Source organism: Stenotrophomonas sp. LARHCG68, assembly GCF_052871705.1.
The window spans coordinates 1589525-1604743 of sequence record NZ_JBIXJV010000001.1; the positions used below are offsets into that span (position 1 = coordinate 1589525).

15 protein-coding genes are annotated in these 15219 nt (G+C 65.0%); 12 read left to right on the top strand and 3 right to left on the bottom strand.

Annotation, left to right across the window (positions count from 1 at the left end; translation table 11 throughout):
* Position 1 precedes the first annotated feature (1 nt).
* From ACIPR8_RS07110 to ACIPR8_RS07140, 7 genes are read left to right on the top strand one after another with little or no spacing between them, the layout of a single operon-like run.
* A complete protein-coding gene (locus tag ACIPR8_RS07110; protein ID WP_446540563.1) occupies positions 2-748 on the top strand; it encodes a phage BR0599 family protein in 747 nt (248 codons plus the stop codon).
* Complete coding sequence (locus tag ACIPR8_RS07115; RefSeq protein ID WP_446540564.1) at positions 739-1164, top strand: hypothetical protein; 426 nt, start codon at positions 739-741, stop codon at positions 1162-1164. The genes ACIPR8_RS07110 and ACIPR8_RS07115 overlap by 10 nt, the downstream gene beginning before the upstream one ends.
* Positions 1161-1385, top strand: a complete 225-nt coding sequence (locus tag ACIPR8_RS07120) for a hypothetical protein (RefSeq protein WP_446540565.1) — start codon at positions 1161-1163, stop codon at positions 1383-1385. The genes ACIPR8_RS07115 and ACIPR8_RS07120 overlap by 4 nt, the downstream gene beginning before the upstream one ends.
* Complete coding sequence (locus tag ACIPR8_RS07125) at positions 1375-4089, top strand: phage tail protein (protein ID WP_446540566.1); 2715 nt, start codon at positions 1375-1377, stop codon at positions 4087-4089. Before ACIPR8_RS07120 ends, ACIPR8_RS07125 begins: the two co-directional genes overlap by 11 nt.
* A complete protein-coding gene (locus tag ACIPR8_RS07130) occupies positions 4089-4970 on the top strand; it encodes a hypothetical protein (RefSeq protein ID WP_446540567.1) in 882 nt (293 codons plus the stop codon). Before ACIPR8_RS07125 ends, ACIPR8_RS07130 begins: the two co-directional genes overlap by 1 nt.
* Positions 4971-4973: 3 nt before the next feature.
* Positions 4974-5858 (top strand): hypothetical protein, encoded by an 885-nt coding sequence (locus tag ACIPR8_RS07135; RefSeq protein WP_446540568.1) that lies wholly within the window; start codon positions 4974-4976, stop codon positions 5856-5858.
* A gap of 3 nt (positions 5859-5861) precedes the next feature.
* Entirely contained in the window at positions 5862-6020 is a 159-nt protein-coding gene (locus ACIPR8_RS07140; RefSeq protein ID WP_446540569.1) for a hypothetical protein, read from the top strand.
* Positions 6021-6042: 22 nt separating this feature from the next.
* On the opposite strand, the gene ACIPR8_RS07145 is transcribed toward ACIPR8_RS07140, so the two are convergent.
* The gene (locus ACIPR8_RS07145; RefSeq protein WP_446540570.1) at positions 6043-6234 is read right to left on the bottom strand and encodes a hypothetical protein; all 192 of its coding nucleotides are present in this window, start codon (positions 6232-6234) and stop codon (positions 6043-6045) included.
* Positions 6235-6457: 223 nt separating this feature from the next.
* Between ACIPR8_RS07145 and ACIPR8_RS07150 the strand changes: the two genes are divergently transcribed.
* Positions 6458-6811: a hypothetical protein gene (locus tag ACIPR8_RS07150; protein ID WP_446540571.1), complete on the top strand. Its 354-nt coding sequence runs from the start codon at positions 6458-6460 to the stop codon at positions 6809-6811.
* A 303-nt stretch (positions 6812-7114) separates the two neighbouring features.
* On the opposite strand, the gene ACIPR8_RS07155 is transcribed toward ACIPR8_RS07150, so the two are convergent.
* Positions 7115-8260, bottom strand: a complete 1146-nt coding sequence (locus ACIPR8_RS07155; protein WP_446540572.1) for a tyrosine-type recombinase/integrase — start codon at positions 8258-8260, stop codon at positions 7115-7117.
* Between the two features lie 683 nt (positions 8261-8943).
* On the opposite strand from ACIPR8_RS07155, the gene ACIPR8_RS07160 reads away from it, so the two are divergent.
* From ACIPR8_RS07160 to ACIPR8_RS07175, 4 genes are all read left to right on the top strand, one after another.
* Entirely contained in the window at positions 8944-10518 is a 1575-nt protein-coding gene (locus tag ACIPR8_RS07160) for a sensor domain-containing diguanylate cyclase (RefSeq protein ID WP_446540573.1), read from the top strand.
* Positions 10519-10631: 113 nt separating this feature from the next.
* A complete protein-coding gene (gene tadA, locus ACIPR8_RS07165) occupies positions 10632-11135 on the top strand; it encodes a tRNA adenosine(34) deaminase TadA (RefSeq protein WP_446540574.1) in 504 nt (167 codons plus the stop codon).
* Between the two features lie 87 nt (positions 11136-11222).
* A complete protein-coding gene (orn, locus tag ACIPR8_RS07170) occupies positions 11223-11798 on the top strand; it encodes an oligoribonuclease (RefSeq protein WP_132864136.1) in 576 nt (191 codons plus the stop codon).
* 4 nt (positions 11799-11802) lie between these two features.
* On the top strand, positions 11803-12654 hold the full coding sequence (locus ACIPR8_RS07175) for an EcsC family protein (protein ID WP_446540575.1): 852 nt from the start codon (positions 11803-11805) through the stop codon (positions 12652-12654).
* Between the two features lie 150 nt (positions 12655-12804).
* On the opposite strand, the gene ppsA is transcribed toward ACIPR8_RS07175, so the two are convergent.
* A complete protein-coding gene (ppsA, locus tag ACIPR8_RS07180) occupies positions 12805-15180 on the bottom strand; it encodes a phosphoenolpyruvate synthase (RefSeq protein WP_192288468.1) in 2376 nt (791 codons plus the stop codon).
* Positions 15181-15219 lie beyond the last annotated feature (39 nt).

Consider the following 15219-nt stretch of genomic DNA (forward strand, 5'->3'; position numbering starts at 1 on the left):
TGTGATCGACGGGAACACATACGTTGCCGCTCAAATCGAGCGCGGTGAGATTCGGCAGACGGTCGAGCGGGCGAAAGATGCGCTCAGCATCACAATGAGCTATTTGCTTGATCCGCAGGCAGTTGAGTATCCGCCCACTCAGTCGCTGGGGGACAATTGGTTTCCGAGTATCCCTTCCGATCCGGTTGGCGTGGTTTGCCTGGCCTATGACGCTGACGGCGCCGAGCTTCCATCTGTGGAGTGGATAGGTGAGGTTGCGCAACCGAAGTTTACTGATAGCGTGCTTGAGTTGGTCTGTGAGCCGACCAGCGGCCTTGCCCGCGCCCGCGGCCAGGGGATGAAATGGCAGCGCACATGTGGGAAGACGCCATACTCCACCGGCATTCGGGGCTGTAACCTCGATGCTGCGCTGCACGAGGTCAGCGGCGTGGTGACTTCGGTCACCACGGCCGGCATCACCGTTGCTGAGTTCGCTTCCGCCCCCTTCCCGCTGGGAGGGGGCTACATCACCTGGACGCGCCCCAACGGCCTTGTTGAGCGCCGCTCAATCACCGGTCACGCCGGCGGCACTGTGGCCTTGATGTTCGGGGCCGATGGCCTTGCCGTGGGGACGGTCGTCAGCGCTTGGCCGACATGCCCGCGCACGTGGGCAGCGTGCGTCGCCCGTGACAACACCCTCAACTATGGCGGCAGCATCTACAAGCCGGTGAAGAACCCCCTGGATGGAGTGTCGATGTCATGGGGCTGATCCGACGCCTTCGCCGCCGCGCGAACATCTATGCCTGGCGCGTCAGGTACTTCTGGCTTGACACCCCCGCTGGCCGAGGCGCGCAAGTGGCCACCTTCTGTTTCGCAGTGCTCGTCGTGATTCTCCAGCTGATCCGCGTCGCCGTGGCCAGCCTTGCGCCGCCGGCCGAAGAGCCGGTCAAGGCCGTCTATTGGTGGGTCGTGCAGCTGATCATCCTCGTGGTGTCCGCCGCGATTTCGTACGCGATGCGTCCGAAGACCGAGAAGCCGAAGCCCGTTGCTGGTGACGCCCCGACCGTAGAAGACGGCGCCGACGTGAAACACCACTTTGGGGACTGCTGGGTGAGCGATGAGTTCTTCCAAGCATGGCGGGTGACCGGAACAAAGCCGATCAAGACCAAGGGGGGCAAGAAGTGAGCGAACTGATCGTCACGCTCGCGCATTTGCGCACAATTCCAGGCTTCAGCGCCCGGGGGGGCTTCTGTCGCCGGGGAGCGCACTCCTTCTTCCTGCAGCACGGTCTGGACTGGAGCCGATTCATACGAGAGGGCATTCCCGCGGTGCATCTGGAAGCGACGGACGACGCCATGGCGCAGGCATTGGTGGACTGGGCAAGGGAGTGTGTCAGTGGGCGGTAAATCGAAGAAGGTCACCGTCGGGTACTGGTACGAGCTCGGCATCCATGGAGGGCTGGGGATCGGCCCAATCGATGCGTACCTTGAGCTGCGCGGCGGCGATAAGACCGCATGGAGCGGCGTGGCCACGCATAGCCAGACGATCCAGATCAATGCGCCGAATCTGTGGGGTGGCGAGAAGGACCAGGGCGGCATCGTTGGCGAAATGGACCTCATGTTTGGCGAAGCGGATCAAATGCCTAGCGCACGCCTTGCGCGGATCTTCGGCCCGCAGCAGCCGGCCTGGCGCGGCGTGGCCTCGGTCGCATTCGAGGGCAAATGGGGGGCGATGAATCCGTACCCCCAAAAGGGCAGTCATAAAATCCGCAAGATCCTGGCTGGTTGGGATGGGGAGTGCTGGTATCCCGAGAAGGCCGCAATTCTGATGTCCGGAACGCCGGGCGTTGCTCCGGATCCCATCGGCGGATTCAATCACTTCGGTGGCGTGTCAGAAGGCCAGATGGCAACTTCGACCCAGTCTTCGTTGAGCTGGACAGGCGGCGCGCAGGCCCGGCTGGCAAAGAGCATGCTCTTTGTTCTGGAGTGGGACAGCGCTTGGACGGCCGCAAACCTGCCCCGTCGCGCGATTGTGCGCGACAAGGACACCCAGGACGTCATCTATGACACGGAATGGGTCGGCGAGGCTTCGATGAAGTCCGGGCTCAATGCCGTGCTTGAGGCGATCAACCGGACCGACCTGCAGGCGCCCTATCACGCAGGGAACACGACCTCCCGGGTGGTGAACCTCGCGTACATCCCGCGCGCGCTCGAATGCACCCAGTACACGGTCCGGCCGGCTGGGGCGGGACTTAGTTTCCAGAACTTGCTTCGGCTCTACATCCCTGCGGTTCCCGACAGCCGTCTGTTCGGCATGAATCCAGCCCATGCCCTGTACTACGTGCGCACGCACGGCGAGATCGGCAGGGAGCCGCTTGCGAACATGAACGATGCCAGCTTCCGCGCGGCTGCCGACCGCCTGTACTCGGAGGGCTTTGGCATCACGACCGAGTACGCGCCGTCGTCTGAGAGCGTGGAAGAGTTCGAGCAGCGCATCTGCAAGCTGATCGGCGGCAGCGTCAGTCGCAGCTTGGTCGACGGCCAGTATTACCTCGACCTCGCGCGTGGCGACTATGTGCTCGAAGACCTGCCGATCATCGGCGATGACGACATCCTGGACTTCAAGATGCAGCCGTCGATTCTGGACGGCGCAGTGAACAGTATCAGCGTCAAGTACTTCGACCCCAACAAGAAGGAGTCGATCAACACGCCGCCGGCCCAAGTGCTGGCGTTGATCGATGCTTTCGGCCTGATCCACCAGGACGTCGAGTATCCGGAAGTTCCCACTGCTGAGCTTGCGACGCGGCTCGCAGAGCGCGACGTGCGGCTGGGGGCAACGCCGACCAGGGCCCAAGAGCTCGTGGTGATCCCTGACGCCGTACGGGCGATTCGGCCGAACCAGTACTTCCGGCTCAAGTCGCCGAAGCGCCGTATCGCCGAAATGGTTTGCTTGCTCGGGGAGAAGCAAAGCGGAACGCTCAAGAGCAGCAGCGTGAAGCTGGTGGCCTCGGAAGACACGTATAGCCTGCCGGCCAGCGCATTTGTTGAAGTTGAGCCAGGGGTCGATACGCGCCCGGACCCGACCGCGCATCCGATCGCCCAGCAGGTTGCGCTCGAAGCTCCCTACATAGAGCTTGTGCAGCGTATCGACCGCGCGAACCTGGACGTGCTTGCGCCCGACGCGGGCTACGTGATTGCCGCCGCGGATCAGCCCGCCGCGGGGGGGCGGAACTTCGTGCTTGCGGTTGCTGACGTGACCGGAACCTACAACCAGGACGGTATCGGCGAATGGTGCCCGGTGGCTGTCGTCGCAGGCGATCCGCTGACCGACGTCATCGGCCGTCTCGAGCAGTCCATCGCGGTGGCATCGATCACCCACGCCGATTCCATCGCTGTGGGCTCGGCAGCCCTCTGGGGTGGCGAGATCGTACGGGTCGATGCGGTGGATACGGATGCCGGGGTGATCACGCTGGGGCGGGGGTGTGCGGACACGATGCCGGCCGAGCATGCCGCCGGCAGCCAGATATGGTTCTACGACGACGCTGGGGTTTCCGACCTGGTCGAGTACGCTGCGGGCGAGTCCGTCCGGGTGAAGCTGCTGACGTCGACCGGCATGCAGATCCTGGACACTGCAAGCGCGCTGACGATCACTGTGCCGATCGTCGGTCGCGTGGGGCGCCCGTATCCGCCGGCGCGATGCGCTGTGAACGGCACGCTGTACCCTGCTGCGCCTGTTGCAGTGACAGGAAACATCGTGGTGACCTGGGCATCCCGGGATCGGGACGCCCAGGCTGATCAGCTGTTCGACGCCCTGATGCCGTCGATCACCCCGGCGCCGCTGACCCGGTTCGGCGTTCGCGTTCTGACCGGCGATCTTGTTCCTGTCACTTCGCGAGAGGACGTCGCCGGCACGACTGCGACGATCAAGCTACCGGCTGCTGGGGCCTATGTCATCGAGCTGTACTCGCTGAACGATGCTGGGCCCAGCCTGCAGCTGTTCCGCGTGCAGGTCGACCTGACGCTCGGCTCAAGCCCGCCAACAGTCGCCGAGATCGTTGCGACGACCTGGACGCGGCCGGAAGTGATCATCGATGCGGGGGAGATCACCTGATGGCCGAGGTCATTTCTTACCGGTTCCTTGTGCGTGGTGGCGCCGAGGCCGCCGTTGCCGCGCTCAATGAAGTGCCGTTGCGGCGAGAGCTTGTCATCGAGACTGACACGCTGAAGATGAAGCTCGGCGATGGCGTGACGCGCTACAACGACCTTCCATACTTCTCTGGCGGTAGCACCATCATCACCGTCTCCGCCGCGCCGACCGCAGGCCAAGGGCAAGACGGGGACTATGCGATCTGGCCGAGCTCGACCGCCCCAATGCTCTACGGTCCGAAAGCAGCGGGGGCTTGGCCGGCGGGCGTGCCGCTGAAGGGCGCGAACGGCGCTTCCGGCAGTGCCTGGTTGCGTGGCACGGCCGTGCCGGCGAACTCCCTGGGCGCCGACGGTGACTACTACTTGCGCACCACGACGAATGACGTCTATGCGAAAGCGTCTGGCGCATGGTCGGTTGCAGGAAACCTGCAGGGCTCACCAGGTGCTCCGGGTGAAAAGGGGGACGCCGGCGTGCCGGGACCTTCCTCGCATTGCTTCCCTACCGCCAGTTTCAGTGGTGGGGCAGGTGTCATCGAAGTGGGCGCAGCTCAGTCCCTGTATGTGCCGTTCGGGTTCACGGTTACCGGCGCCGCGCTGATCGCAGACCGGGTGGGCACGGTCCAGATCGATATTCGAAGGACGTCGTTCGCAACGTACCCGCCGTCGTCCCTCAATAGCATTTGCGGTGGCGCACCGCCGACGCTGTCGAATGTCGACAAAGCCATCGTTTCAGACCTGTCACTCTGGGACGTCGACGTCGCAGCGGGCGACACCCTCCAGTTCATATGCACCGCCTGCGTCGGCATCAAAGCCGCGACGCTGACGCTCACCGGCTTCCGGAGCTAGACCATGCCCCGCATCATTCGAACCGTCACGCTTAACTCAACTGCCTCGGATGCCACGTTTCGAGCTTTCGTGTCCGAGGTTGAGAGCATGCTTGCTGCCTGCGGCCTCGTGCGAACGACTGACACGGGGCAGATCAACTCCGCGACAGTCACGCTCCCGGCCGCGAGCACATTTGCCGGCTACAGCATGTGGCGTTTTGCAGACTCTCTGCAGAGTTCCGCACCGGTGTTCCTGAAGTTTCAGTTCGGCGTTGGCGCGGCCACAAACCGTTATGCCACGACGCTACAGGTCGGCAAGGAGACCGACGGGGCCGGCAACCTCGTCCCAGCTACGTCAACCGCCGTGATCTCGTCAGTGCCCGGTACTTCCCCGAGCACTGCCTCGACAACGTGCTATGCCACCCATTCGGCGGGCTTTTTCGCAATTTCATTCGGGCTCGGGTACTACCCCGCCACCTATACCGGCTGCTGCGACTGGATCGTGGAGCGCATCAACGACAATGCTGGGGCCGCCACTGCAGAAGGAGTCGTGGTGGTCGGGGCCTCGGTCAACGGCCAACGCGCCCAGGCGCCCCAATCCGTCGTTGCCCGGTACCTCCCCTCGTTCTCGCTCACGACCGGCGGCGCCTTGGGCTTTGTTCCATTCGCGGTTACCGACTCCAAAGTAGGGCTGTCTCCACAGCTTCCGTTGCATTTCGTCCCGTTGCCCAAATGGCGCCCCCTGGTCGGTACGGCGTCCAACATCGCCGGCGAAGTCACCGAGGGTCAGACGTTCGAAGCCGCCCTCGTAGGTACTGTGCCCCGGACCTACATCGGTCTCGGAGGGGCGTTTGGGTGCACCGCCGGCACGTCACCAACGACCCACACTGCAGTCCTCTGGGTGGAGTGACGTATGGCCGACCCGATCAGCGGCTTCGATGCGCAGAGGATCTCGGTACTCGGTGATGACGGCGAAGTCGAGGCCTTGCCGTCTGTCCTGCCCATCGACCTTTCGCCGCCGCAGGGCAACACTGACCCGCAGACCCACGTAGTAGTCAGCTTGACAGGGTAAGTTGACGGGAGGAGGAGGGCACTTAGATCTTGCCAGCAAGGGAGTCGTTCGGCCTGACCCCCATGTGGACTAGCCAGGCCGCGACCATCTCGATGATGGCGCTGTCGTCTGGCAGCGGGCTGACTGGGCCGGCGATCTTGCCGCGAAAGGTCAGGGCGCCACTGCCGGCATGCGGGCGCCAGGCGAACTGATCGGGGAGGGTGAGGGTAGCCATGGCCGGGATGATGCGCCCGGGCTGGCTCAGGGGGTGAGACGGGCCGGCTAGTGCGGGCCTGGGCGATCGTCGCAGGATCTGAGAGCGGGGTGGGGCAACCTATCGGTGCGGGGACACTCCCCTGACCCCGCACAGCCGGGCCGCTGACTCCCCCTCTGCAGCGGCTGACGCCCGAAAGGCTCGTCGTGATCCGGCCATCTCCGATCCATACAATGGCGGCCGCATGAAGATCCCCGTATTCCGCACCCCCAGATCGATGTCCATGGTTGCCGTGGACCTGATGCTGCACGGCATCGTGGTCGCCGACGCCATGCGGCCCCACAACCGGCTGTTGGCCGGCGAGCTGCGGGAGGAGCTGGGCATCAAGCCCGATGACACCGACGACGACCGGGATTTCCTGCTGCACCTGTCCTGCGAGGTGGACCCGGCCGGCGAGTACGGGTGGGTGGATTACTACGTCTACAGCGAAACCTTCCCGATGGACCCGATGAAGGCAAAGGCGCTGGTGGCCGCCGCGGTGCGCCAGTGGGGCACGGTCGGGAAGCCGGACTATTTCGTCGCCACTCTGAACCCCTGACTGCGTACGAATTTCGTACGCACATCGATACCGGATAGTTCCGACGGATTTCGTCGGAACAGTGCAGGGCTTCGTACGCCTTGCGTACGAAGTGCTGAAGCCGCGTCCCAGACAAACCCATCGCGGAGAAGAGCCGGTCCTTCATTTTGTAAAGCGCCGAACTGTTCCGAATCGGCGATTTGTTAAGCCATGCAACGCCGATTTGACGAATTGAGCAAATCACTCTGATTGGAGTGATCTTGGGTTGCCGCCAATTGTGGGATTCTGAAGGAATCAAATGAAAACAGTGGCTTGGCTGTGGTGTTAGAGGCCTAAGAACGCCTGCCATTCCTCCATCAACACCCGCCGGCGATCAAGCAGTGCGCCGCGGCGGTAGGCGGCCTCGGCCTTGTTCCGAATCGCGTGGGCCAGTGCCATCTCCACCACTTCATTGGGCGTCTCGGTTTCCTCGGCTGCCCAGTCGCGGAAGCTGGACCGAAAGCCGTGAACCGTGAAGGGCAGGCCCAGCCCCTTGGGCGCCGGCTTCTGCACCAGGTACAGCATGGCGTTCTCGGACAGCTTAAACGGCGGTTCCTTCCGGCTGAGGGGTTCGAGGATGGCCATGGCCGCGGCGGTCAGCGGCACCGAGTGCTCACGACCTCCCTTCATGCGGCCGGCCGGGATGGTCCAGACCCGGGCCTCCAGGTCGAACTCTGACCAATCGGCACCAACAACCTCATCAGTGCGAGCGGCTGTGAGGATGGTGAAACGCAAGGCGCCGCGGGATCGGGCGTCTCGTTCCGCCAGGGTGGACATAAAGGCGGGCACGTCCGCGTAGGGCATGGCGGCGTGGTGCTTCTCCTTGCGCACCTTCGACGGCTTCGGCAGGAGGTGGTCGAGGTGGCCGCGCCACCTGGCTGGGTTCTCGCCATCCCGCATCCCATGGACCCGCGCCCAATCCAGCACTCGCTCGATCCGGCCGCGGACCCGGCCGGCCGTCACGGTCTTCTTTTCCCAGATCGGACGCAGGCAAGCCATCACCATGGCCGTGTCGACCTCGTCGATAGGCGTAAGCCGGGCAGGGCCGTAGTCCTTCAAGGACTGGGTCCACTGGGCGGCTTGGGCTTCGTTCTTCCAACCAGCCTTGTGGGATTCGATGTAGGCGTCTGCGGCATCGCCAAAGGTCGCGGCTGCAGCTCGGGAGGCGCGACGGGCGGTGATCGGGTCTTCGCCGGCGACCAGCAAGCGGCGCTGTGCCACGGCGGCCTGCCGCGCTTCAGCGAGGCTGACGAGGGAGGTGGAACCCAGTCCCATCTCACGCCGGCGGCCGGCCTTCTGGTATCGAAGCACCCAGGACTTGGCACCCGTGGGCCCGACCAGCAGGTACAGGCCAGCACCATCAGGGTGGTAACCTTGCTTCGTCAGGGTCTGAACCGCTCTGGCGCTCAGGCGGTGGATAGGTCTTGCCATGAAATCTGCCCCATCATTTGCCCCATGTTTCGGGGCCGGATTCTATGAGAAGGCAAGATAAGGGTGTGGAGTCTCAGGCATTGATTCTGTTGGGTTTTGCGCCATCAGGAGAATGCGAGAGAAGCCCGAAACGGCCACTCTGTCCGCCAAGCTTTCCGAGAGCCGCTGCCTGCAGCGGCTTTTTGCTGTCCGTTGTATTTGCTGCCGCCGGGCGCCATCGCTGGCCTGGGTGGCACCCGTGCCGCGCGGGATTTTTGTCTGGCGATTGTCCTGGCCTGTCCTGCGTCTTGCAGCTGCGCGTCAGCAAATGTCTATTCATGTGACGTGCGTGGTGATGCCGCATGTACTATTGCCGGTGGCGGCCATGTGCCGCCAGCCCTCTTTTCACCGGGAGGGCCTCTGCGCTGCGAGCCCAAACTCCAGTGCGCCGGCCGCCGTGGCCCAAAACATGGCGCGAGACGCCCGCAAGGCTCGTCGTGAACCGGCTCTTGGGTGCCGGCGCCTCCCGCGTGCCGCGGGTATCCCTCCAGGCCCGCCTGGAAAGGCGGCAGGCCGATGGCGGGGCTGACATCGCCCGCAGGGAAGTGGATCGGTAGAATGCGCCGTTCCGGGCAGGGGGCTGCGCACCCGGGGATTCGAGCGAAAGCCGCGGCAACACCCGTCACACGTTCGCGTTGGATCTCATGGATTTACGAAAGCTCATCCTGGTGCTCACCTTCCTCGGAGCACTGGTGCCGTTCGCCAATACGTTCTATGCAAGCTATACGGTCCAGCGCCAGCAGCTGATGGACGCAACGCTGGACAGCAACTACGCGTATGCGAGCAAGCTGGCCAAGAGCACGGAGGATTTCCTCCAGGCCTCGCAGTTGCAACTGGCGTACACCGCTCAACTGCTGGCAACGCAGATGGACGACGTGGGCCGCCTGGGCGGCGAGGCCACGCGGCTGCGGATGATGAGCAAGAGCTTCAACTCGATCACGATCTTCGATGCCACCGGCAAGGTGCTGGCCACGTCGCCAGAGGCGCTCGGGCTGCAGGGCAGGGTGTTGAACAGCGAAGCGGTGAAGGCGGCGCTGCGCGAGAAGCGGCCGCTGATCAGCGCACCGTACCAGTCGGCGACCGGCAACTTCATCGTCTTCATCAACCATCCGATCGTGTCCCCGGCCGGGCAGTACCTGGGCGCTGTGGGCGGCGCCATCTACCTGCAGAAGGAAAACATCCTGGACCGGTTGCTGGGCCAGCACTTCTACGTCGATGGTTCGTACCTGTTCGTGGTCGACCGGCAGAAGCGCATCATCTATCACCCGGATCCGCAGCGGATCGGTGATTTCGTGGAGAACAACACGGTGGTCGACCGCGTCGCCGCCGGCGAGTCCGGCAAGGGCGCTGCCGTCAACTCGCATGGCGTGAGCATGCTGGCCGGCTATGCGCCGGTGGCGTCGACCGGTTGGGGCATCGTCGCCCAGCGTCCGCAGGCGGCGACCCTGGCGCCGCTCACCGAGCTGATGCAGTCGACGCTGTACAAGGCATTGCCGGCGATGCTGCTCACCCTGGCATTCCTGCTCTGGAGCGCGCGCCTGATCTCGCGGCCGTTGCGCCTGCTCGCCGATGGTGCCCGCAAGATGGACGACCCGGCCTCGGCCGGGGACATCCGTTCGGTGAAGTCCTGGTACTTCGAATCGCGGGAGCTGAAGAAGGCGATGCTGATGGGCATCGATGCCATCCAGAAGAGCTTCTCCAAGCTGCGCGAGGACACCGCGACCGATCCGCTGACCCAGCTGGGCAACCGTCGGCGCATGGACGATGCGCTGAGGACCTTCGAGAGCCAGGCGAACACCTTCTCGGTGATTTCCCTGGACATCGATCACTTCAAGGTCGTCAACGACACCTACGGCCATGACGCCGGCGACGAAGCCCTGCGCTGCCTGGCGCAGCGCATGCGTGAAGCCTGCCGTGCCTACGACGTGCCGCTGCGCGTGGGGGGCGAGGAGTTCCTGATCCTGCTGCCGTCCACCACGCTGGCAACCGCGACGCAGGTGGCCGAACGCCTGCGCCGGGCGGTGGAGGAAATGAAGATTCCCAAGGTCGGTAGCATCACCGTCTCCCTGGGAGTGGCGAACTGGCCGCAGAGCAGCTTCGACATCGAGGCGGTGCTGAAGACCGCCGACGAGATGCTGTACGCCTCCAAGCGCGGTGGCAGGAACCGGGTTTCCGTGCGCCCGTCGGGCAGCGATGCCGCGCCCATGCGCGGTGCCTGAGCAGGACGGGGCGGGTTCAGGCCCGGGATGGCTGCCCGTCGCGCGGCAGGCGGTGACGCCTTATCCTCTGCACCCATCCCCTGCGCTGATGCCTTGCCTTGACCGTTGCCACGATGTCCCCGACCGATTCCTCCCGCGATGACGAACACTGGATGCGCCACGCCTTGGCCCTGGCCGATCGTGCACAACGGGAGTTCGACGAGATCCCGGTGGGGGCGGTGCTGGTCGGCGCGGACGGCGAACTGCTGGGCGAGGGATGGAACCTCAACATCGCCAGCCATGACCCGAGCGCGCATGCCGAGATCGTGGCGATGCGCGCGGCGGGCAGGCGGCTGGGCAACCACCGGTTGATCGGCAGCACCCTGTACGTGACGTTGGAGCCCTGCGCGATGTGTGCGATGGCGCTGTTGCACGCGCGGATCGCGCGGCTGGTGTTCGCCGCCGCCGACCCCAAGACCGGCGCCTGCGGCAGCGTGTTCGACCTGGTGGGTGACCCGCGCCACAACCACCGCGTGCAGGTGCACGGCGGGGTGCTGGCAGCCGATGCCAGCCTGCGCCTGACCAATTACTTCCGGGCCAAGCGCGGCCGGCCATTGCTGGGGCCCGGCGAGCTTTGACGCGGCCGGCCGGTGGTGCCGGCGTATCATGTGCGCTTCGTATTCCGGCCAGCGCACCCGTCGCCGGCCCCCAGCAAGAGGCATAACATGGCGGATAACAGTGCAGGCAATGACCGGTTGATCTGGATCGACCTGGAGATGACCGGGCTCGACACGGACAACGATTCGATCATCGAGATCGCCACGGTGGTCACCGACGCACAGCTCAACGTGCTGGCCGAAGGGCCGGAGTTCGCCATCTCGCATCCGCTGGCCACGCTGGAGGCCATGGACGAGTGGAACCGCAACCAGCACCAGCGCTCGGGCCTGTGGCAGCGTGTGCTGGACAGCACCACCTCGCTCGGCCAGGCCGAGGCACAGACCATCGTGTTCCTGCAGGAGTGGATCAAGGCCGGTGCATCGCCGATGTGCGGCAATTCGATCTGCCAGGACCGCCGCTTCCTGCATCGCCAGATGCCGCGCCTGGAGCGCTACTTCCACTACCGCAACCTGGACGTGTCCACCCTCAAGGAGCTGGCCAAGCGCTGGGCGCCGACCGTGGCCGGCGGCGTGACCAAGACATCCAGCCATACCGCACTGAGCGACGTGCACGACTCCATCGCCGAACTGCGCCACTACCGCCAGTTCATGGGGGCCTTGGCCGGCCTGCCGACCGCGGACTGAGGCCATGAACGAGCTGGCGCTGCGCGTGCAGGACCGTCCGCAGGACATGGCCGACCTGCAGCGCGCGGTGGCCCTGCTGGAGGCGCCGACCCTGACCGCGCGGATGGCCAACGTGGTCGGCGCGCCGCTGGAGTTCGCGGTGCGCAAACTGCCCAATGCAGTGTCCTCGCGCATCCAGAGCGTCACCGAGGCGGCCTTGTACAAGGCCGCGCAGGCCGCGCTGCTGACCATGGACCGCACGCAGCCAGGCAAGCGCGCCTCGCCACGGCTGCACAAGCTGGCAGCGGCCGCGTCCGGTGCCGTCGGTGGGGCGGGTGGCCTGATGACGCTGGCCATCGAGCTGCCGTTGTCGACGACCATCATCATGCGCGCGGTCGCCGACATCGCCCGCAGCGAAGGCTTCGACCTGAACGATTTCGCCACGCGCCAGGCATGCCTGGAGGTATTCGCGCTGGGCGGCAACAGTAGCAAGGACGATGCCAGCGAGACCGGCTACTACATGACCCGCGGCTTCACCACGGAGCTGATGCGGCATTTCTCGGCGGAGCTGGCCGGTAGCGCGGTCAAGGGTCACGGCCTGGGGTTGGGGATCGGGCCCAAGGAAGCCGGCAAGTGGCTGGCCAAGATCGTGGAGAAGGTCGCCGCACGGTTTGGCGTGGTGGTTTCGGAGAAGTTCGCCGCACAGGCCGTGCCGGTGATCGGCGCGGTGGCCGGCGCCACCTTGAACACCATGTTCGTGAGCTACTACCAGGACATGGCGCGCGGCCATTTCATCGTCAGGCGCCTGGAGAAGACCTACGGCTTCGAGCCGGTGCGCCTGGCATACCAGTCGCTGGCGGGGCACATGCAGGGGTGAGCCGTGCCGGCAGGGCCGGGAATGTGTCCTGGCCTGCGTGCCCTCTCTCCTGCAGGGCGAAGGGAGGTGGGGAAGGGCTTCGCTTCTCTTCGCCCGTCCAAAACAAAACCCCGCCTTGGCGGGGTTTTGTTCATGCAACCAATCGCTGGATCAGCTGTTGGCCTTGAGCTTGGCCAGGCGCAGCCAGGTGTCGACCACGGTGTCCGGGTTCAGCGACACCGATTCGATGCCTTCCTGCATCAGCCATTCGGCCAGGTCCGGGTGGTCGGACGGGCCCTGGCCGCAGATGCCGACGTACTTGCCCTTGGCGCGCGCGGTCTTGATGGCCATCGACAGCAGCTTCTTGACCGCCGGGTTCCGCTCGTCGAACAGGTGCGCGACGATCGAGGAATCGCGGTCCAGGCCCAGGGTCAGCTGGGTCAGGTCGTTGGAGCCGATCGAGAAACCGTCGAAGATCTCCAGGAACTCATCGGCCAGCAGCGCGTTGGACGGCACTTCGCACATCATGATGATCTTCAGGCCGTTCTCGCCCTGCTTCAGGCCATTGGCGGCGAGCACTTCCACCACCTTGCGACCTTCTTCCAGGGTGCGCACGAACGGGATCATCACCCACAGGTTCTCCAGGCCCATCTCGTTGCGCACGCGCAGCACGGCCTGGCATTCCAGCGCGAACGCCTTGGAGAACGACGGGTCGACGTAACGGCTGGCGCCGCGGAAGCCGATCATCGGGTTCTCTTCGTGCGGCTCGTAGTTGCTGCCGCCGATCAGGTTGGCGTACTCGTTGGACTTGAAGTCCGACAGGCGCACGATCACCGGGTTCGGCGCAACCGACGCGGTCAGGGTGGCGATGCCTTCGGCCAGACGGTTGACGTAGAAGCTCACCGGGTCGTTGTAGCCGGCGATCTTCTCGTCGATCTTCTTCCGGGTATCGGCGTCCTGGCGGTCGTACTCCAGCAGCGCGTTCGGGTGAACGCCGATGTGGCTGGCGATGATCATTTCCAGGCGGGCCAGGCCGATGCCGGCGTTCGGCAGCTGGCCGAAGTCGAAGGCACGTTCCGGGTTGGCCACGTTCATCATGATCTTGAGCGGTGCCGGCGGCATGTTCTCAAGGTCGGTGGTGGTGCGCTCGAAGGCCAGCTTGCCGTTGTAGATGAAGCCGGTATCGCCTTCGGCGCAGCTGACGGTCACTTCCTGGCCGTCCTGGATCAACTGGGTGGCGTTGCCGGAACCGACCACGGCCGGCACGCCCAGCTCGCGCGCGATGATCGCGGCGTGGCAGGTGCGGCCACCACGGTTGGTGACGATGGCCGAGGCACGCTTCATCACCGGCTCCCAGTCGGGGTCGGTCATGTCGGCGATCAGCACGTCGCCGGGCTGTACGCGGGCCATGTCGTCCAGCGACTTCACCACGCGGGCGGTGCCGACGCCGATCTTGGCACCGACCGCACGGCCCTCGGCGATCACTTCACCCTTGCCCTGCAGCGCGTAGCGCTCCATCTGGGTGGCCTTGGCGCGCGACTTCACGGTCTCCGGGCGGGCCTGGACGATGAACAGCTTGCCGCTGACGCCGTCCTTGGCCCACTCGATGTCCATCGGGCGGCCGTAATGCTTCTCGATGACCAGCGCCTGCTTGGACAGTTCCTGCACGTCCTCGTCGCTGATCGAGAAGGTGTTGCGCAGCGCGGCCGGGGTGTCCTCGATCTTGACGCGCTCGCCCGGGACGTCCGAATAGACCATGCGGATGGCCTTGGAGCCCAGCGAACGGCGCAGGATCGCCGGCTTGCCGGCCTGCAGGGTGGGCTTGTAGACGTAGAACTCGTCCGGGTTGACCGCGCCCTGCACGACCATCTCGCCCAGGCCGAAGGACGAGGTGACGAACACCACGTCGCGGAAGCCGGACTCGGTGTCCAGGGTGAACAGCACGCCGGACGAACCCACGCCCGAGCGCACCATCAGCTGTACGCCGGCCGACAGGAACACGTCCTCGTGCTTGAAGCCGTGGTGGACGCGGTAGGCGATGGCGCGGTCGTTGTACAGCGAGGCGAACACTTCCTTGACCTTGTGCACGACGTCGTCGGCACCGGTCACGTTGAGGAAGGTTTCCTGCTGGCCGGCGAAGGAGGCATCGGGCAGGTCTTCGGCGGTGGCCGAGGAGCGCACCGCCACGGCCACGTCGCCGCCGCCGTTGTCGGCGCTCAGCTTGGCGTAGGCATCACGGATGTCGGTGTCCAGGGCCGGCTGCAGCGGGGCGTCGATCACCCAGGTGCGGATTTCCTTGCCGGCGGCGGTCAGCGCCGCGACGTCCTCCACGTCCAGCGTGGCCAGCTTGTCGAAGATGCGCTTGGACAGGTCGTTGTGGGCAATGAAGTCCTTGAAGGCTTCGGCGGTGGTGGCATAACCACCGGGGACGGACACCCCGAGACCGGCCAGATTGCCGATCATCTCGCCAAGCGAGGAATTCTTACCGCCTACGCGGGCCAGATCAGCCAGGCGCAGCTCATGCAACCACAGGATATTCTCGTTCAAGCGCGATGCTCCGTTAGGCCATCGCCCTAGCCGGGCTTG

What these genes read in the sequence shown, in the direction of transcription:
- ACIPR8_RS07175 (WP_446540575.1), top strand. Translation starts at nt 11,803, where the DNA reads ATGAACGAGCTGGCGCTGCGCGTGCAGGACCGTCCGCAGGACATGGCC.
- ACIPR8_RS07150 (WP_446540571.1), top strand. Translation starts at nt 6,458, where the DNA reads ATGAAGATCCCCGTATTCCGCACCCCCAGATCGATGTCCATGGTTGCC.
- orn (WP_132864136.1), top strand. Translation starts at nt 11,223, where the DNA reads ATGGCGGATAACAGTGCAGGCAATGACCGGTTGATCTGGATCGACCTG.
- ACIPR8_RS07135 (WP_446540568.1), top strand. Translation starts at nt 4,974, where the DNA reads ATGCCCCGCATCATTCGAACCGTCACGCTTAACTCAACTGCCTCGGAT.
- ACIPR8_RS07155 (WP_446540572.1), bottom strand. Translation starts at nt 8,260, where the DNA reads ATGGCAAGACCTATCCACCGCCTGAGCGCCAGAGCGGTTCAGACCCTG.
- ACIPR8_RS07145 (WP_446540570.1), bottom strand. Translation starts at nt 6,234, where the DNA reads ATGGCTACCCTCACCCTCCCCGATCAGTTCGCCTGGCGCCCGCATGCC.
- ACIPR8_RS07130 (WP_446540567.1), top strand. Translation starts at nt 4,089, where the DNA reads ATGGCCGAGGTCATTTCTTACCGGTTCCTTGTGCGTGGTGGCGCCGAG.
- ACIPR8_RS07115 (WP_446540564.1), top strand. Translation starts at nt 739, where the DNA reads ATGGGGCTGATCCGACGCCTTCGCCGCCGCGCGAACATCTATGCCTGG.
- ACIPR8_RS07140 (WP_446540569.1), top strand. Translation starts at nt 5,862, where the DNA reads ATGGCCGACCCGATCAGCGGCTTCGATGCGCAGAGGATCTCGGTACTC.
- ACIPR8_RS07160 (WP_446540573.1), top strand. Translation starts at nt 8,944, where the DNA reads ATGGATTTACGAAAGCTCATCCTGGTGCTCACCTTCCTCGGAGCACTG.
- tadA (WP_446540574.1), top strand. Translation starts at nt 10,632, where the DNA reads ATGTCCCCGACCGATTCCTCCCGCGATGACGAACACTGGATGCGCCAC.